Here is a 17,856-nt window from a genome sequence, read left to right as displayed (position 1 = left end):
TGATCGAGTAGCGCCCGCAGGGCGCGTATCGAGATTCCCCCCCTGAGCACGCCGGGTCTCGATACGCCGCTCCGCGGCTACTCGACCAGCATGGGTCGCGTCAGAGGACGTCGAGGATGTCGTTCTTCAGCACCTCCGCGCGGGGGCCGAAGACGGCCTGCACGCTCTCGCCGACCTCCAGCACACCGGCCGCGCCGAGAGCCTTCAGCCGCGCGGGATCGACCAGCGTCCGGTCGCCGACCTGGACGCGCAGCCGCGTGATGCACGCGTCGACGTGGACGAGGTTGCCGCGCCCGCCGAAGGCCGCGATGACCGCCTCGACCTCGGACTCCGGCGGAGCGTCCGCCGCGGAGATCGGCTCCGCCGCGACCGCGACGGGTTCACCCTCGTCCACTCCGGAGACGACCTCCTCCCGCCCCGGTGTGCGCAGATTCCACCTCCTGATCACCACCCGGAACAGCAGGTAGTACACGGCGAAGTACACGACGCCCATCATCATGAGCAGCCCCACGTTCTTCGCAGCGGGCGCCGTGCCGTAGAGAAGCAGGTCGACGAGCCCGGCGGAGAACGAGAAGCCGAGGTGGATGTCGAGGAGGTCAGCGATCGCGAGGGACAGCCCGGTCAGCACGGCGTGCACGACGTAGAGCGGGAACGCCGCGAACATGAACGCGAACTCCAGCGGCTCCGTGATGCCGGTGAGGAAGGCGGTCAGCCCGGCCGCACCGAGGATTCCGATCGCGGCCGCGCGCTGCGACCGGTTGGACACGTGGATCATCGCCAGCGCCGCCGCCGGGAGTCCGAACATGAGCACCGGGTAGAAGCCCGAGGTGAGCGCGCCGGCCGTCGGGTCACCCGCGGCGAAGCGCGTCAGCTCGCCCGTGACGACGCCGCCGTCGGCGTTCGTGTACGAGCCCTGGAGGAACCAGACGTACGAGTTGAGGATGTGGTGCAGCCCCAGCGGGATCAGCATGCGGTTGGCGAAGCCGTAGACGAAGGCGCCGAGCGCCCCGGTGCCGCCGATGAAGGCGCCGAGACCGGTGAGGCCGGACTCGAAGACCGGGTAGAACCAGCTCAGACCGAAGCCGACGACGAGGCACGCGAGCGAGACGACGATCGGGACGAACCGCCGGCCGCTGAAGAAACCGAGGTAGGCGGGGAGCGCGATGGTGTGGAACCGGTCGAACAGCACGGCCGTGAGCAGACCGACCACGATCCCGCCGAAGACGCTGTAGTCGATCTGCACCTGGTCGCCGGCGGCCGTCGTCCGCCCCGCCAGGACGATCGGCGACAGGACGGTGAAGACCTTCGCGAGCACGAGGTGGCCGACGACGGCCGCGAGCGCGGTCGACCCGTCCGGCCTCCTGGTGAAGCCGATGGCGACGCCGACGGCGAACAGCAGGGCCAGGTTCTCGAAGAGGGCACCGCCCGCCGCGCTCATCGCCTGGAAGAACGGGCGGATCACCGGCAGATCGATCCGCCCGAGCAGATCGGGCTGTCCGATCCGGAGGAGGAGCCCGGCCGCCGGGAGCACCGCGATCGGGAGCATGAGGCTCTTGCCGAGGCGCTGCAGACCGGCGAAGCCGGGGACGACGAGTCGGCGGCGGGAGGCAGGTGCGCTCCGAGGACGGGCGGTCATGCGGAGAGCAGAGGATCCCCGGCGAGGACGGACGCGCCGTCCTCCACGAGGGCGTCGACGTGGTCCGCGGTCCGCTCCAGCACGACGACGGGCACCACCGTCGGGAGTCCCGCGGCGAGGACCGCCGGGACGTCGTACTCCAGGACCGGCGTCCCGGCCTCGACGCGGTCGCCCTTGGCGGCGAGGACCGTGAAGCCGGCGCCCTTCAGCCCGACCGTGTCGATCCCGAGGTGGACGAGCACCGCTCGTCCGCTGTCCGCGACGACCACGAACGCGTGCGGCAGCACCTGGAGCAGGACCCCGCGGACCGGCGAGACCACCTCGACGCGCTCCGCGGGAGGCTGGATCGCCATCCCCGCCCCCATCACGCCGGCCGCGAAGAGCTGATCGGGCACGGCCGAGAGGGGCACGGCGCGCCCGGCGAGTGGGGACAGGACGACGACCACGGAGACTCCCTCGAACCGGAGACCGGCTCGTACTCGGCACCGGTCGCCGATCACAGTAGGTCGGAGGGGAGCCCGGCCGTGCTGTGGCGCGAAACGCCCTGCGCGCCCGCCGACGGGTCTCGATACGCCGCTCCGCGGCTACTCGACCAGCATGTCCCCCCTGCTGATCGAGCAGCGCTCGCAGAGCGCGTATCGAGATCCGCCCTCGTCAGCACGCCGGGTCTCGATACGCCGCTCCGCGGCTGCTCGACCAGCATGTCCCCCATGTTGATCGAGTAGCCCGCGGAGCGGGCGTATCGAGATCCACCATCGTCACAAGACGAGTCGGCAGACCCGCCCTTCTGGTGACGGAGGGTCTCGATACGCCCCTGCGGGGCTACTCGACCAGCATGTCGCGGCGCAGCCGCGTCCTTTCCCTCACCACCGAGACGCGAAGCCGCTCCGCCGCTGCTCGACCACCAAGGACGCGCTCAGACCGCCGGCCAGCTCTCCGGGCCCTCGCTGCCGGCCGGGTACTCGTCCAGCGGCACGTCGTCGGCGCGCCAGGCGTCGATCGCGGGCTGGACGATGCGCCAGCACTCCTCGGCCGCGTCGCCGCGGACCGAGAGCGACGGGTCGTCGTCGAGGATCCCGGAGATGACCTCGCCGTAGGCCAGCAGCTCCCCCGCGCCGAAGGTCGCCTCGAGCGATGCGCGCTCGAGCGTGTACGGGTCGCCGGGGCCGTTGATGTTCAGCTCCAGCGCCATCTGGTCCGGCGCGAGGAACAGCCGCAGCACCGACGCCTCGGCCGTCCCGTGGAAGCCGGCCGGCAGGTGCGGCACCGGCTTGAAGCGGATGACGATCTCGCGCCGCCGCTCCCCCAGGGCCTTGCCCGAGCGCAGCGTGAACGGCACGCCCGCCCAGCGCCAGGTGTCGATCTCGACGGTCAGCTCGGCCAGCGTCTCGGTCTTGCGCGACGGGTCGACGCCCTTCTCGTCCGTGTAGGCGGGGAGCTCGCGCCCGTCGACCGAGCCGGCGGTGTAGCGCGCCCGACGCGAGTTCGCACTCAGGTCCTCGCCGTGCAGCCGCGTCGCCCGCAGCACGATGCCCTTGGCGTCGCGCAGGTCCGCCGCGCCGAGGGTCGACGGCGGCTCCATCGCGACGACCGCCAGCACCTGCAGCAGGTGGCTCTGGATCATGTCGATCAGCGCGCCGGCGCCGTCGTAGTAGCCCGCGCGCCCCTCGAGGCCCAGCTGCTCGTCGTAGACGATCGCGACGCTCTCGATGTGCTCCGCCGACCACAGCGGCTCGAGGATCCGGTTCGCGAAGCGCAGCCCGAGCAGGTTCATGACGGTCGCGCGGCCGAGGAAGTGGTCGACGCGGTGCACCCGGTCCTCGGGGACGAGCGCGGCGACGCGCGCGTTCAGGTCCCGGGCGCTCTTCTCGTCGGTGCCGAACGGCTTCTCGAGCGCGAGCACCGTCCCCTCCGGCAGCTCGTGCGCGGCGAGCGCGTCGCAGGCCTTCGCGGCGATCGCCGGCGGCAGGGCGAAGTAGATCGCGACGGGTCCCTCGCAGCTCGCGAGCAGCGCGGCGAGCGCCTCCGGATCCGTCACGTCCACCTGCTGGTAGCGCGTGCCGGAGACCAGGGCGTCGATGCCGGCGCCCGAGGCGGTCTCCGTGGCGAACGACGTGGACACGACCTCGTGCCAGTGCTCCTGCGTCCAGTCCTCCTGACCGGCGCCGACGAGGTGCAGGCGGCGATCGGGCTCGCGGGTCAGGAGCTGACCGACAGCGGGGAGGAGGAGGCGGGCGGACAGGTCGCCCGTCGCACCGAGGATGAGCAGCGTGTGGACCGACTGAGGCATGCGCCACACCCTACGGCGCCCCCGCCGACCGTTTCCCGGCCTTGACGGCGGTGCGCCGCGGTCGGCCGGCCCCGCCCGCTCGCAGGAGCGCCCAGCGTTCTGCTGCCAGGATCAGCGCATGGTCTCCCCGATCGAGGACTACGCCGTCCTCTCCGACTGCCGCACCGCCGCTCTCGTCTCCCGTGACGGCGGCATCGACTGGCTCTGCCTCCCCCGCTTCGACTCCGCCTCGATCTTCGGCGCGCTCCTCGGCGGTGACGACCAGGGCCGCTGGTCGCTCCGGCCGGTGGACGCGGAGGCGACCGTCGAGCGGCACTACCTCGGCGACACCCTCGCCCTCGTCACCACCTGGACCACCGCGACCGGCGTCGTCGAGGTCACCGACGTGATGCCGCTGCGCGACGATCGCGCGGAGCTCGTCCGCCGCGTCCGGGGCGTCTCCGGCTCGGTGCGGATGCGCCAGGAGCTGCGGATCCGGTTCGACTACGCCCGCACGATGCCGTGGGTGCGCCAGGAGGGCACGGACGAGGATCCGCTGCTGGTCGCCGTCGCCGGCCCCGACGCGGTCGTCGTCCGCGGCGTGCGCCTCTCGGCGACCGACCACGTGCACTCCGCCGAGTTCGACGTCGCAGCCGGCGAGACGGTCGACCTCTCGATGGCCTGGTTCCCCTCGCACCAGCGCGCCCCGAAGGTGCTCGACGTCGACAAGGCGATCGAGCGCACCATCCGCTGGTGGACGGACTGGGCCGGCGCGATCCGCTACGACGGCCCGCACCGCGACGCGGTGGTCCGCTCGCTGCTCACGCTGCGCGCGCTGACCGACGACCAGACCGGCGGCATCGTCGCCGCCGCGACCACCTCCCTCCCGGAGGAGTTCGGCGGCAGCCGCAACTGGGACTACCGCTACGTCTGGCTCCGCGACGCGTCCCTCACCCTCGAGGCCCTGCTCGCGCACGGCTTCGAGAAGGAGGCGCAGAAGTGGCGCGCCTGGCTGCTCCGGGCGGTCGCCGGCTCGCCGGAGGACGTGCAGATCATGTACGGCCTCGCCGGCGAGCGCGACCTGGCCGAGCGGGAGATGCCGAGCCTGCCCGGCTACGACGGCGCCTCCCCCGTCCGGATCGGCAACGCGGCGGTCGACCAGTACCAGGCCGACGTGATCGGCGAGGTGATGGTGGCGCTGCACGAGGCGCGCGTGGCCGGAGTGGACGAGACCGAGTTCTCCTGGCCGCTGCAGCGCGCGCTGCTCGGCTTCGTCGAGAGCAACTGGCAGCGGCCCGACAACGGCATCTGGGAGATCCGCGGCGAGCCCCGGCACTTCACCCACTCCCGGGTGATGGTCTGGGCGGCGCTGGACCGCGGCGTCCGCGCCGTCCGCGAGCACGGGCTCGACGGCCCGGTCGAGACCTGGGAGCGGCTGCGCGACACCGTCCGCGCCGAGATCGAGGAGCAGGGCTTCGACTCCGAGCGCGGCCACTACGTGCAGTCCTACGGCTCCACCGAGGTGGACGCCTCGTTGCTCGTGCTGCCGATGGTCGGCTTCGTCGCCGCCGACGACCCACGGATGCTCGGCACGGTCGCCGAGCTCGAGCGGGCGCTGATGCACGACGGCCTGCTGCACCGCTACCGCACCGAGTCCTCGGTCGACGGCCTGGCCGGCGGGGAGCACCCGTTCCTCGCCTGCTCGTTCTGGCTGGTGCGGCAGTACGCCGACTCCGGCCGTCTCGACGACGCCCGCACGCTGATGGACCGCCTCGTCGGGCTCTGCAACGACGTCGGTCTGCTCTCGGAGGAGTACGACGTCGAGAACCGGCGCCACGCGGGCAACACCCCGCAGGCGCTCTCGCACCTCGCGCTCGTCCAGGCCGCCGACGCGATCGCGCGGCACCGATGAGCGCCGGAGCCGCGCGCGCGACCTCCGCGCGGAGGCGCCGCCGCCCGCTGCGGATCGTCCTCGTGAGCCTCGGCGCCCTCGTCGCCGTCGCGGTCCTCGGCTTCCTGACCTGGTCCTCGATCGTGATGGGCCCCGATCCGGAGGCGCTCGCCCGCGTCGACGCGGACCCCGCGGTCGCCGTCGAGCGCACCGACACCGCGATCGTGCTCACCCCGACGGACGACGCGGGCACCGACCTCGACGGCGTCGGCCTCGTCTTCGTCCCCGGCGCCAAGGTCGACGCGGCCTCCTACGAGGCGACCCTCGCGCCGCTCGTCGAGGAGGGCGCGAGCGTGGTGATCACCCGGCCGATCCTCAACCTGGCGTTCTTCGATCTGCGCTCGCTCGAGAGCTTCACGGCGCAGGCGGACGGCGTCGACGAGTGGCTGGTCGGCGGCCACTCCCTGGGCGGCGTGAAGGCCTGCCAGTGGGGCGAGGACCCCGAGGTCGCAGGCCTCGTGCTCTTCGGCAGCTACTGCGCGAACGACCTGTCCGCGTCGGGACTGCCCGTGCTGAGCGTGAGCGGCTCGGAGGACGGCCTGAGCACCCCGGAGAAGGTCGCCGCGGCGAGCGACCAGCTGCCCGCCGACGCGCGCTTCGTCGAGATCGACGGGTCGAACCACGCCGACTTCGGCTGGTACGGCCCGCAGCCGGGCGACGGCACCGCCACGATCAGCCACGAGGAGGCCGACGCGCAGATCGCCGAGGCGCTGCTCGCCTTCGCAAGCGAGCGCGGCTAGGCCCGGTCCCGCCCGCCGTGGCGGTCAGTCGTGCCGGCGGCCGTCGCGGTCGGGCGTCTCGCGCAGGTCGATCAGCCCGGTGAAGAGCGCGCCGCGCTCGTTGGACTGCTGGTCGCCCGAGAACAGATTGTCCGGCGCCGACTTCGTTCGGGTGCGCGGTGCGGGGGCGGTGCCCGCCTCCTCGTGCTGCATCTCCACGCGCTGGCGCGGCAGGGCGATCGGGTCGCTCTCGTGCAGCCAGCTCACCAGCCCCTCGCGGACGTAGCAGCGCAGGTCGAAGAGCGTCGGAGCGTCCTTCGCGGTGACGAGCACGCGGATGCGGACGTAGCCGCCGACCGCGTCGGTGACCTGCAGGACGCTGACCCGCTGGTCCCAGAGGTCGGTCTCCTCGAGGATCCGGTGCAGCTCGGCGCGCATCTCGTCGGGGCGCACGCGCCAGTCCAGATCGAGCTCGACGGCGCCGAGCAGCTCGGAGCCGGTGCGGGTCCAGTTCTGGAACGGCTGGGTGGTGAAGTAGTTGGTCGGCAGCACCAGGCGGCGGTCGTCCCAGAGGTGCACGACCACGTAGGTCAGGGTGATCTCCTCGATCCGGCCCCACTCGTTCTCGACGATGACCACGTCGTCCAGGCGGATCGCGTCGCTGAAGGCGAGCTGCATCCCCGCGAAGATGTTGGTCAGGCTCGACTGCGCGGCGAGACCGGCGACGATCGAGAGCACACCGGCCGAGGCCAGCAGGGACGCCCCGGCGGTCCGCGCCTCGGGGAAGGTCAGCAGCGAGGCGCCGATCGCGATCACGACGACGGCCGCGACGGCCACCCGCCGGATGATCGTCATCTGCGTGCGCAGTCGACGGGCGCGACGGTTGTCGGCGGTGTCGGTGCGGTAGCGCTCGGCGCCGAGGTCCTCGAGGAAGACGAAGGTCGCGCCGACCAGCCAGGCGGCGGCGCCGATCGTGGCGATCTGGAAGATCCGGTCGACGAGCCCCGGCCAGGTGTCACCGGAGACGGTGGCGGCGAGCGCGGCCCAGACGGCGATCGTGAGCAGCAGCACGCGGAACGGGATGCGCACCCGGCGGATCAGCAGCCGGGCCCACGTCTTGCGCTTGCCGATCGAGCGGATGATCAGCGCCACGACCGCGGTCACGACGACGGCGATCACGACGGCGATCAGCACGGCGAGGGCGATGGAGCCGACTTCTTGCAGAGCGTCTTCTGGCACGGCGGTCCTTTCGAGTGGGGGAAGGGGCGCGCACCATCGAGCGGATCGGACGAAGAGGGCAGCCTCCCACGGACACGGCGGGGAGCGCACGGGGCGACGCCGCACGTTGCGGGGATGCCCAGGCGGAGCGCGACGACGTCGGACGCTCCGGAAACCACGAAACGCCCGCCGGAGTGGCGGGCGTCTCGATGTGGTGCACCCCCTCGGACTTGAACCGAGAACCCACTGATTAAGAGTCAGTTGCTCTGCCGATTGAGCTAGAGGTGCGTGGCGACCGGCGAATCGTGCGTGCCGAACCGAGGGATCACATTACCAGCGCCCACCCCCGTTTCGTCAAATCGACACTCGCGCCATGCTGATCGAGTAGCCCGCACAGCGGGCGTAGCGAGATCCGCCGCGCTCCGAGGGGCGGGTCTCGATACGCGCTCCGCGCTACTCGACCAGCAAGAATCCGCCAGCACCGACGTGTTTCGCTGGCGCTCCCTGCCGAGCGAGCATTCCGCGCCTCATGCTGATCGAGTAGCCCGCGCAGCGGGCGTATCGAGATCCACCCTTCTGCACACGTGGGTCTCGATACGCGCTCCGCGCTACTCGACCAGCATGCAGTGCGCCCCTCCGGGGCCGCTCGACCGGCGGGGAGACCCGCGCGCAGCGGGGGCGCTCAGTATCGTGGACGCGTGACCCTCGACGACGACCTCCGCCTCGCCCTCCGCCTCGCCGACGCCGCCGACGCGATCTCGCGCGAGCGCTTCCTCGCCCTCGACCTCGTCGTGGACACCAAGCCCGACAGCACCCCCGTCTCGGACGCGGACCGCGCCGTCGAGGAGGCGATCCGCGCGCTCCTCGCCGCCGAGCGCCCCGACGACGCGATCCTCGGCGAGGAGTTCGGCACCTCCGGCGAGGCCTCGCGCCAGTGGATCCTCGACCCGATCGACGGCACGGCGCACTTCGTACGCGGCGTCCCGATCTGGGCGACCCTGATCGCGCTGGCGATCGACGGTGTCCCGGTGGTCGGCGTCGTCTCGGCCCCCGCCCTCGGCAAGCGCTGGTGGGCCTCCAGGGGCGCCGGCGCCTGGGTGGACGAGAGCCGCGCTCCCCTGGGCAGCCTCGATCTGCCGGACGGCCTGCGCGGCGTCCTGGTCGCCCCGGCCGCCGAGGAGCCGCGCCGCCTCCAGGTCTCCGGCGTCGCGTCCCTCGCCGACGCCACCTTCAGCTACAACAGCATCCAGCAGTGGGACGGCGCCGGCCGGCTCGAGCAGCTGCTGGAGCTCGCCCGCACCGTCTGGCGCGACCGGGCCTACGGCGACGCCTGGCCCTACATGCTGGTCGCCGAGGGCCTCATCGACGGCGCGGGCGAGTTCGACGTGAAGCCCTACGACCTCGCCGCCCTGGTCCCGATCGTCCAGGAGGCGGGCGGCCGCTTCACCTCCGCCGACGGCGAGGACGGCCCCTGGCACGGCAGCGCCGTCGCGACCAACGGCCTCCTGCACGACGAGGTCCTCGCGATCGCCGCCCGCCGATGAGCCGGCGCTCGGCGCTCCTCGCGGCGGCACTCCTCACCGCTGTGCTCCCGCTCGCGGCGTGCTCGTCCGTCGTCGGCTCCGACGATCCGGCGGCGCTCCGCGACGAGGGCGGCACGGTCACCACCGCGGGCGTCGTCGACGCCTTCTCGGTGGCGAAGGGCGACTGCCTCCGGGAGCCGGACGACGACCGCGTCGCCGACTTCGAGGCCGTCCCCTGCGCGGACAGCCACGACCTCGAGGTCTTCCACGTCTTCGCGCAGCCCGGCGACGACTACACCAGCCGCAACACCCTGCTGGCCCAGGCGGACGCCGGCTGCGAGCCCGAGTTCGGCGCGGTGATGGGCATCGCCTACGGCGACTCCGCCCTCGAGTACCGCAGCTTCGTCCCGTCCGAGGTCAGCTGGCGCCACGGCGACCGCGCCGTGCTCTGCGCCGTCTTCGACCCGGCGACCGGCGAGACCACGGGCAGCCTCTTCGGCGCCGCGCGCTGACGACCAGCCCGGACGCCCGGCGTCGGGGTCAATCCCCTCCGCACCTCGATTGACAGGTTCGCGGCGCACGCGCACTGTGGGAGGACGATCACACACGATCGGCGAACGGCTCGGGGGTGCCGCGAAGCGCTGCAGGAGTCGAAGATGCACGAGCACGCAGGAGACGTTCCGGAGAGCGCGGAGCCGAAGCGCTCGGCGACGGCGGAGCACGAGTTCCGGCCGGCGGACAGCCTCTTCACCCGGCTGCAGCGGCAGTGCGCGCTGCTCTCGGCGGCGGAGGCGCTGGCCGACTCGACCGAGGACTCCGTCCGGCGCTGGTCGCGGCTCATCCACGACTACGCGCTGACCTCGGACCGGGTCGTGTCGGTGCACGGCGGCGCCGAGGAGGCCGTGCTGGGCTGGCTGAAGCCCCGCGGCGTCGTCGCCCTCCTGGTCACGGAGGAGTGCGCGGACGACCACGCGGTCGAGCACCTGGCCGCCGCTCTCGCGGCGATGAACGCGGTGACGCTGACCGTCGACGACGAGCGCGCCGAGCGCCTCGCACCGCTCACGCAGGCACTCGCGCGGATGCTCCCGAGCGGATTCGCCGAGCTGCCCCTCGATGCCCACGCGCACTACCCGGAGGGGGCGATGGCGACGGTCGTCACGCCCGAGAACCTCTACCGCGCGTGGACGCCTCCCGAGACGCTCCAGGGTCCGGAGAACGGCGTGGAGCGCGACGACGACGAGCGCCTCGCGCTGCTGACCCTCTACGGCCGCGTCCGCCAGCTCGACGTGCGTCCGGAGTGACGGCTCGGAGCAGCAGCGGCTCAGGGCAGCGGCGGCTCAGGGCAGCGGCGGCTCGGAGCGGCAGCGGCTCGGAGCGGCAGCGGCTCGGAGCGGCAGCGGCTCGGAGCGGCAGCGGCTCGGAGCGGCAGCTCCTGTGTGCGACGACGACCGGTGGTGGAGATGGGGGGAATCGAACCCCCGTCCATCGCTGTGATTCTGCGCCTTCTACGGGTGTAGCCAGTGAGAGCGTTCTACTCGGCCCCGACCGTTACCACTGGCGCATCGGTCGACGGGCCCAGCCCGAGTTCAAGTCCCGCGTCGCCCTCAGGCGTAACGACGCAGCAAGTCCTCTAGATGACGCCAGGATCCGGGGCGAGGACGCACCCACGGGCTGACGGACTATCTACTCTGGCTTAGGCAGCGAGAGCGAAGTCGGTGCGCTTCTGTTCGGCACCTGTGTTTTTCAGAGATCGTTAACGAGATAACCCTGAATCCTCGACCCGCTTCTCGCAGTTTCGCAGGCAATGTCGAAACCGATCATCCCCGCGAGCACTCACCGGCACTGAGCCTTGGCCGACACTGGGCCGGGTGGAGTGGGTCGTCGTCGCACACTGTGGAGTTACGAGAGAAGAGTCTACCTCGTCGCGCGGGCGGTGACCCGACGACGGCGCAGATCGAGCAGTCCGAGCACGAGGGCCAGTGCGATCAGCCCGAGGGTGACGAAGTAGCCGTTGCGGAAGGCGTCGTGGTACCGGTCGAGCCCCTCCGCCATCCCCGCCTCGCTGGCGAGGGTGGCGAAGAAGATCGCCGAGGCGCAGGCCGTGCCGACCGCGGTGCCGACGCGCTGACCGAGCTGGCCGACCGACCCCGCCACGCCGCCCTGCTCGGGCGAGATCTCGGCGAGCGTCAGCGTCTGGTTCGGCGAGACGACGAAGCCGCCGCCCGCGCCGGCGACGAGCATCGCCGCGCCCATCCCGTAGGCGGCCGTCTCGGCCGGCAGGAGCTCGGCCGCCAGCAGCACCAGCGTGAAGCCGACGACGACGAGCACGATGCCCAGCACGACGAGCGCGCGCCCGTAGCGCTGGACGAGCTTGCCGCCGTACCAGGCGGTCACCGCCGAGGTCAGCGCGAACGGGATGCTGACCATGCCCGCGAACACCGGCGCGAGGCCGAGGCCCTGCTGGAGGAAGAGCGTCGTCAGCAGGAAGGTCGCCGGGATGGCCGCGAAGTAGGAGGTCGCGACCAGGATCCCGTTGCGGTACGAGCTGGTGCGGAAGATCCGGAAGTCGATGACCGGGGTGCGGTCCTTCGCGGCGTAGTGCGCCTCCCACTTCACGAAGGCGTACGCGGCGACGACCGCCAGCAGCAGCCAGAACCAGCGGAACGGCGAGTCCGTCGAGGCACCGGTGGTCAGCAGGAACGGCAGCATGAAGGCGAAGATCGTCACGCCCAGCAGCAGCAGGCCGACCGGGTCGAGCGAGGTGTCGCCCTGCGGTGTCCGCTGGACCTTCGGCAGCAGCTTCCAGGCGAAGACCAGCGCGGCGATGCCGAGCGGGATGTTCATCCAGAACAGCAGGCGCCAGCCGTCCTGCTCGCCGCCGATCGCGATCAGCAGTCCGCCCAGCGTCGGCCCGAACGCCGTGGAGAGGCCGATCACGGCGCCGAAGACGCCGAAGGCGCGGGCCCGTGCGGCCCCGGTGAACAGCTGCTGCACCAGGCCGAGCACCTGCGGCATCTGGATGCCCGCGGCGATTCCCTGGATGAAGCGGGCGACGACGAGCAACTCAATGGTCGGCGCCACCGCGCAGAGCAGGCTCGCGAGCGTGAACGCGGTCAGCCCGACCAGGAACAGCAGGCGCCGCGACTTGATGTCGCCGAGCCGTCCCGAGGGAACGAGCGAGAGACCGAACGCGAGCGCGTAGCCGGCGACGATCAGCTGCAACTGGCTCGGATCGGCCGAGAGCGACTTCTCGATCGAGGGCAGCCCGACGTTGACCTTCGACAGGTCAAGGATCGTGAAGGCGGCGACCGACACCGCGACCGCGAAGGCCCGCCAGCGCGTCCGCTCCTCTGCGGCAGTGGGCGGCGCGTCGGGAGCGTTGTCGGGAGAGGTCACGTCCTCCAGTCTCTCAGGACCGGAGCGCGCGCCTCCCCCGCTTGCGGGACATCGGCGCGGACGGCCTACTCGCCCATCCGGCGGCGGGTGGACATCGCGCGGTCGGCCTCGCGGCGGTCCTGGCGCTCGCGGAGCACCTGGCGCTTGTCGTAGTCCTTCTTGCCCTTCGCGACCGCGAGCTCGACCTTGGCCTTGCCGTCGCTGAAGTAGAGCGAGAGCGGGATCAGCGTGTACCCGCCCTCCTTCACCTTGTTGTGGATCTTGAGGATCTGCGCCTTGTGCAGCAGCAGCTTGCGCTTGCGGCGCGGCGGGTGGTTGGTCCAGGTGCCCTGGGCCCACTCGTTGATGTGCACGGCGTCGAGCCACGCCTCACCGCCGTCGACGAAGGCGTAGCCGTCGACCAGTGACGCGCGGCCGTTGCGGAGCGACTTGACCTCGGTGCCCGAGAGCACGAGTCCCGCCTCGTAGGTGTCCTCGATGAGGTAGTCGTGGCGCGCCTTGCGATTGGTCGCGACGACCTTCTGTCCCTGTTCCCTGGGCACGGCTGCTCCTTCGGTCCGAGAGCGATGGTGGGCCGCCCCGATCGGGGCAGCCCACCAGTATACGGCCGCACGCGGCCGAGAGCGCCGGGCGGTCTAGACCCGCAGGTACCGCGCGATCGCCACGTTGGCGGAGATCGCCGCCAGGACGATGCCCACCACGATCAGGATCGGCACCACGATCAGCGCGTCGTCGACGCCCACGAACGACGTCAGCGGGATCCGGTACGCGAGGAAGCCCTGCACGAAGAAGACCACGATCGCCACGACCGCGACCCCCGCGAGGATCGAGCCGAGCAGCGCCGCGAACACGCCCTCGAGGATGAAGGGGGTCTGGATGAACCGGTTCGAGGCGCCCACGAGCCGCATGATGCCCAGCTCCCGTCTCCTCGAGAACGCCGACAATCGGATCGTCGTCGCGATCAGCAGCACCGCCGCCACGAGCATCAGCACCGCGATGCCGATGGCCGTGTAGCTGGCCGCGTTGAGGATCGAGAAGATCTGGTCGAGGTACTGCTTCTGATCCGTGACGCTCTCGACCCCCGAGACGCTGGACAGGCTCTCCACGAGCACGTCCGACTGCGTCGGGTCCTTCAGGTTGATCCAGAAGGTCTGGTTGAGCAGGTCGGGCGTGACGTACTCGGCGACCGGGTTCCCGGCGAACTGCTCCTGGAAGTTCGCGTAGGCCTGGTCGTGGTCCTCGAAGTAGGAGCGGTCGATGTACGGGGCGAGCGTCGCGCCCGCGAGCTGCGACTCGACGGTGTCGATCTGCTCCTGCGTCGCGTCGGAGCCGCTGCAGTTCGCGCCGCCGGAGGTGGCGGTGCACATGTACACCGCGACCTGGGCCTTGTCGTACCAGAAGTTCTTCATCTGGCCGATCTGCATCTGCAGCAGGATCGCGGTGCCGACGAAGGTGAGCGAGATGAAGGTCACCAGGATCACCGAGACGACCATGGAGACGTTGCGCCGGAGGCCGCTCGAGACCTCCGACCAGATCAGTGCGTATCTCACTTGACGGGTCCTACATCCTGCTGGTCGTCCCCGGACTCGTCGCCCTCGCCCGCGTGGGCGCGCAGGCCCAGGCGGGCCGCGAGGGACTCCTCGGGGAGGGCCCCGGTGTCGGCGGGAAGGTAGATCGGGCCGGTCTGGCTCTGCAGCTCGACCACGCGCGGCGAGACGGGCGCCTCGGTCGGGGCGGGCGGCGGCGGCGGGACGACCGGGTTCGACTGGGTGGTGGGGCGCGCCGGAGCGACGTGGGTCTCGGGTGCGGCGGCCGAGCGGCGGCCCTCCGGGACGCGGGGCTGCGGCGCGGTCTGCTGCAGGCGCGGGCGCGCGAACGCGGCGCCGTGCTCGGGGAGCTCCGGCGCGGCGGCGGCGGGCGCCGGCGCGCGGCGCAGGTCGACCTCCGGGACCTCGGCGGGCGCGAGGGCGCTCTCGGTGATCACGGGGACGGCGATCGAGGACGTGGTGGTCGGGTGGTCGTCGGCCGCGACGACCACGACGCCGTCGTGCACGACGGTGATGCTCTCGGTCTGGCCGTAGCCGCCCCGGCTCTCGTCGCGGACGATGCTGCCCGCCGAGAGCTCGATGACGCGGCGCTTCATCTGGTCGACGATGCCTGCCTCGTGGGTGGCCATGATCACGGTCGTGCCGCCGGCGTTGATCCGCTCGAGCAGTGCCATGATGCCGGCGCTGGTCGTCGGGTCGAGGTTTCCGGTCGGCTCGTCGGCGAGGAGGACCGCGGGCTTGTTGACGACGGCGCGGGCGATGGCCACGCGCTGCTGCTCGCCGCCGGAGAGCTCGTGCGGCAGGCGCGCGGCCTTGCCGGCGAGACCCACCATCTTGAGCGTGTCGGGGACCGCCTCCTGGATGTAGCCCTTCGACTTGCCGATCACCTGGAGGCTGAAGGCGACGTTGTCGAAGACCGACTTGTTCGGGAGGAGCCGGAAGTCCTGGAACACCACGCCCATGTTGCGGCGGAAGTAGGGGACCTTGCGGCTCGAGATCTTGCCCAGGTTCTGCCCGAGCACGTGGATCGAGCCGGAGGAGGGCCGCTCCTCCTTGAGGATCAGGCGGAGGCAGCTGGACTTGCCGGACCCGGAGGCGCCGACGAGGAAGACGAACTCGCCCCGGAGGATCTCGAGATCGATGGCGTTGAGGGCGGGTCTCGTGCCACCCCGATACTGCTTGGAGACGTTGTCGAAGCGAATCATGTCGGTACGAGGGTAAGCGACGATCCCGGAGAGTGACCCGTCCGGCCGCCCGGCGCGCCGAGCGGCCGGCCCTTCGGCGGACCCGACCTGGGAGTCAGACGCCTCGCGACTCGCCGGGTCGCCGCACCAGGGCGACGACGAAGGAGCAGACGGAGACGGTCGCGCAGGCGAGGAGAGCGATCGCGAGAGCGGACGACGCCCTCTGCGACTCGGGAGCCGGCATCGACGTCGCCGCCTCCGTCCCGACGCTCACGAGCGACAGCCCGACGAGGAGGCAGACCGCCGCCGCGGCCGCCGTCGTCGCGATCACGGGGGCAGTGCTCCCCCCTCGCTCGGCACCCCACGCACGCCCGAGGAGAGCGGCGGCTCCGAGCAGCAGCAGACCGGCGAGCGCCGACGCCACCGCGAAGCCGACCCGCCACCCCTCGTCCGGCACGGCGTCGAACGCACCGGTCCGGTTGCCGATGACGGACGCGACGACGAACACGGCCGCCGCCGCACCGAGCGCAGCGAGCCCGAGGAGAACGATCCCCACCGGGCGCTCGGCCGGAGTGCGCCCGGGGGTCTCCCCGCCGGTCCGCTCCGCGGCGGGCCGGCGGGGAGGCGTGCTCACCGGCGATCGGCGGAGGGGGCGTCTCCCGGATCGCCGTCGACCGCCCCGGTCGGGGCGACGCGAGCGGCGGCGTCGACGACGGCAGCGGCGTCCGCGACGGAACCGCCCGCGACGACGGCGCCCGTCTCCTCGGAGGGCAGCGCGAGGTCGCCCTCCACGGGGAGGGACGCCCACTCGTCCTCGAGGACCAGCGCGAACAGCTCGGTGCCGTCGAACAGCGCGGCTCCGTCGACTCGGAGCCCGGCGCCGGTGACCGCTCCCGCGGAGGCACCCCCGACCACGTCCGCTGCTCGGGCGGGAGCGAGCGGGTTCGCGGGGGTCTCTCCGAGTCGCAGCGCGATGTCCTCCCCGAGGGCGTCGGAGAGCGACGTCTCGGAGGACAGCGGGAGGCCGGCGATCGGCTCGTCCGCCTGTGCCGGAGCGGCTGCCGCGAGGGCGAGCACGGCGCCGGCCCCGGCAGCGATCAGGAGAGGAGTCTTCGACATGGTTCCACCTTTCTTGAGAGAGTCTCGCATCGAGACGTTCTCAGGGTAGAACCGGTCGACGCTCAGGCCCTTTCGGGTTCGCGGAACGTCGGCTCCGCCTCGCGCTCGTGCTCGAGTGGGGCTCCCGGGCGGAGGGGGCCGGCCCGGCTCGCGCCGTGCCGCCGCGGGTCAGGCGGACTTGCGCCAGCGGATGCCCGCGGCGATGAAGCCGTCGAGGTCGCCGTCGAAGACGTGCGAGGGGTTGCCGACCTCGTGGTCGGTGCGGAGGTCCTTGACCATCTGGTACGGCGCGAGGACGTAGCTGCGCATCTGGTCGCCCCAGCTCGCCGTGATGTTGCCGGCCAGCTCCTTCTTGGTCGCGGCCTCCTGCTCCTTCTGCAGCAGCAGCAGGCGCGACTGCAGCACGCGCATGGCGGCCGCGCGGTTCTGGATCTGGCTCTTCTCGTTCTGCATCGAGACGACCAGGCCGGTGGGGAGGTGGGTCAGGCGCACCGCGGAGTCGGTCGTGTTGACCGACTGGCCGCCGGGACCGGAGGAGCGGAAGACGTCGACGCGGATGTCGTTGTCCGGGATCTCGATCGCCCCGGCCTCCTCCATCAGCGGGATGACCTCGACCGCGGCGAAGGACGTCTGGCGCTTGCCGGCGGCGCCGAACGGGCTCATCCGGACGAGGCGGTGGGTGCCGGCCTCGACGGAGAGGGTGCCGAAGGCGTAGGGCGCGTCGATCTGGAAGGTGGCGGACTTGATGCCGGCCTCCTCCGCGTAGCTCGCGTCCATCACGGTCGCGGGGTACTTGTGCTTCTCGGCCCAGCGGAGGTACATCCGCATCAGCATCTCGGCGAAGTCGGAGGCGTCGACGCCGCCGGCTCCCGCGCGGATGGTGATGACGGCCGGGCGGTCGTCGTACTCGCCGTCGAGGAGGGTCTGCACCTCGAGCTCGCCCATGGTCTTCTGCAGGGCGTCGAGCTCGGCGATCGCCTCCTGCTCGGACTCGGCGTCATCGGCCTCGTTGGCCATCTCGACCAGGACCTCGAGGTCGTCCAGGCGGCGCTCGATCGCGGTGATCCGGGCGAGCTCGGACTGGCGGTGGCTCAGCGCGCTGGTCACCTTCTGCGCGTTGTCGGTGTCGTCCCAGAGATCGGGGACGCCCGCCTGCTCGTTCAGCTCCTCGATCTTCGAGCGGAGCTCGTCAACGTCGATGACGGCGAGGATGTCGGAGAAGGTGGAGCGGAGAGCAGTGATCTGCTCGGTGAAGTCGTTGTCCAGCATGGTGGCTCCAGACTACCGGGGGCGC

The 17,856-nt window shown here is 71.7% G+C and carries 16 protein-coding genes, 1 tRNA gene and 1 other RNA gene; 5 read left to right on the top strand and 13 right to left on the bottom strand.

The genetic code is table 11. The features are described 5' to 3' along the window. Nucleotides 1–100: 100 nt before the first annotated feature. The 3 genes from EDF17_RS17440 to EDF17_RS17430 form a co-directional block, all read right to left on the bottom strand. Nucleotides 101–1,636 (bottom strand): PTS transporter subunit EIIC, encoded by a 1,536-nt coding sequence (locus EDF17_RS17440; RefSeq protein WP_123447987.1) that lies wholly within the window; start codon nt 1,634–1,636, stop codon nt 101–103. After that, on the bottom strand, nt 1,633–2,082 hold the full coding sequence (locus EDF17_RS17435) for a PTS glucose transporter subunit IIA (protein WP_123447988.1): 450 nt from the start codon (nt 2,080–2,082) through the stop codon (nt 1,633–1,635). Before EDF17_RS17435 ends, EDF17_RS17440 begins: the two co-directional genes overlap by 4 nt. A gap of 470 nt (nt 2,083–2,552) precedes the next feature. After that, nucleotides 2,553–3,926, bottom strand: a complete 1,374-nt coding sequence (locus tag EDF17_RS17430) for a glucose-6-phosphate dehydrogenase (protein WP_164874507.1) — start codon at nt 3,924–3,926, stop codon at nt 2,553–2,555. A 118-nt stretch (nt 3,927–4,044) separates the two neighbouring features. Between EDF17_RS17430 and EDF17_RS17425 the strand changes: the two genes are divergently transcribed. Further along, the gene (locus EDF17_RS17425) at nt 4,045–5,817 is read left to right on the top strand and encodes a glycoside hydrolase family 15 protein (protein WP_123447990.1); all 1,773 of its coding nucleotides are present in this window, start codon (nt 4,045–4,047) and stop codon (nt 5,815–5,817) included. Continuing rightward, nucleotides 5,814–6,596, top strand: a complete 783-nt coding sequence (locus EDF17_RS17420; protein WP_123447991.1) for an alpha/beta hydrolase — start codon at nt 5,814–5,816, stop codon at nt 6,594–6,596. The genes EDF17_RS17425 and EDF17_RS17420 overlap by 4 nt, the downstream gene beginning before the upstream one ends. A 24-nt stretch (nt 6,597–6,620) precedes the next feature. Here the strand turns inward: EDF17_RS17420 and EDF17_RS17415 are convergent, their stop codons facing one another. Then, complete coding sequence (locus EDF17_RS17415; protein ID WP_132438503.1) at nt 6,621–7,814, bottom strand: mechanosensitive ion channel domain-containing protein; 1,194 nt, start codon at nt 7,812–7,814, stop codon at nt 6,621–6,623. Nucleotides 7,815–8,005: 191 nt separating this feature from the next. After that, nucleotides 8,006–8,081: transfer RNA gene (locus tag EDF17_RS17410), tRNA-Lys, on the bottom strand. Between the two features lie 410 nt (nt 8,082–8,491). Between EDF17_RS17410 and EDF17_RS17405 the strand changes: the two genes are divergently transcribed. The 3 genes from EDF17_RS17405 (at nt 8,492) to EDF17_RS17395 (ending at nt 10,617) form a co-directional block, all read left to right on the top strand. Beyond that, the gene (locus EDF17_RS17405) at nt 8,492–9,337 is read left to right on the top strand and encodes an inositol monophosphatase family protein (RefSeq protein ID WP_123447993.1); all 846 of its coding nucleotides are present in this window, start codon (nt 8,492–8,494) and stop codon (nt 9,335–9,337) included. Continuing rightward, on the top strand, nt 9,334–9,828 hold the full coding sequence (locus EDF17_RS17400) for a septum formation family protein (RefSeq protein ID WP_123447994.1): 495 nt from the start codon (nt 9,334–9,336) through the stop codon (nt 9,826–9,828). Before EDF17_RS17405 ends, EDF17_RS17400 begins: the two co-directional genes overlap by 4 nt. Before the next feature lie 144 nt (nt 9,829–9,972). Next, entirely contained in the window at nt 9,973–10,617 is a 645-nt protein-coding gene (locus EDF17_RS17395) for a hypothetical protein (protein WP_123447995.1), read from the top strand. Between the two features lie 151 nt (nt 10,618–10,768). On the opposite strand, the gene ssrA is transcribed toward EDF17_RS17395, so the two are convergent. The 8 genes from ssrA to prfB form a co-directional block, all read right to left on the bottom strand. Then, nucleotides 10,769–11,141, bottom strand: a transfer-messenger RNA (tmRNA) gene (ssrA, locus tag EDF17_RS17390). 89 nt (nt 11,142–11,230) lie between these two features. Then, a complete protein-coding gene (locus EDF17_RS17385; protein WP_243732953.1) occupies nt 11,231–12,712 on the bottom strand; it encodes an MFS transporter in 1,482 nt (493 codons plus the stop codon). Between the two features lie 65 nt (nt 12,713–12,777). After that, nucleotides 12,778–13,254 carry an SsrA-binding protein SmpB gene (gene smpB, locus EDF17_RS17380; RefSeq protein WP_123447996.1) on the bottom strand — a complete coding sequence of 159 codons (477 nt, stop codon included), beginning with the start codon at nt 13,252–13,254 and terminating at the stop codon, nt 12,778–12,780. A 93-nt stretch (nt 13,255–13,347) separates the two neighbouring features. After that, nucleotides 13,348–14,262 carry a permease-like cell division protein FtsX gene (gene ftsX, locus EDF17_RS17375; protein WP_123447997.1) on the bottom strand — a complete coding sequence of 305 codons (915 nt, stop codon included), beginning with the start codon at nt 14,260–14,262 and terminating at the stop codon, nt 13,348–13,350. After that, nucleotides 14,259–15,464, bottom strand: coding sequence for a cell division ATP-binding protein FtsE (gene ftsE / locus EDF17_RS17370; protein WP_123447998.1), 1,206 nt, complete (start codon nt 15,462–15,464; stop codon nt 14,259–14,261). The genes ftsX and ftsE overlap by 4 nt, the downstream gene beginning before the upstream one ends. Before the next feature lie 94 nt (nt 15,465–15,558). Next, entirely contained in the window at nt 15,559–16,077 is a 519-nt protein-coding gene (locus EDF17_RS17365) for a hypothetical protein (protein ID WP_123447999.1), read from the bottom strand. Beyond that, nucleotides 16,074–16,562, bottom strand: coding sequence for a hypothetical protein (locus EDF17_RS17360; RefSeq protein ID WP_123448000.1), 489 nt, complete (start codon nt 16,560–16,562; stop codon nt 16,074–16,076). The genes EDF17_RS17365 and EDF17_RS17360 overlap by 4 nt, the downstream gene beginning before the upstream one ends. A gap of 168 nt (nt 16,563–16,730) precedes the next feature. Beyond that, nucleotides 16,731–17,831, bottom strand: a complete 1,101-nt coding sequence (prfB, locus tag EDF17_RS17355; RefSeq protein ID WP_123448001.1) for a peptide chain release factor 2 — start codon at nt 17,829–17,831, stop codon at nt 16,731–16,733. Nucleotides 17,832–17,856: the final 25 nt, after the last annotated feature.

Source organism: Rathayibacter sp. PhB1 (genome assembly GCF_004362935.1).
In the GTDB taxonomy this organism is placed as follows: Bacteria; Actinomycetota; Actinomycetes; order Actinomycetales; family Microbacteriaceae; genus Rathayibacter; species Rathayibacter festucae.
This window is presented reverse-complemented; position numbering and strand designations above follow the sequence as displayed.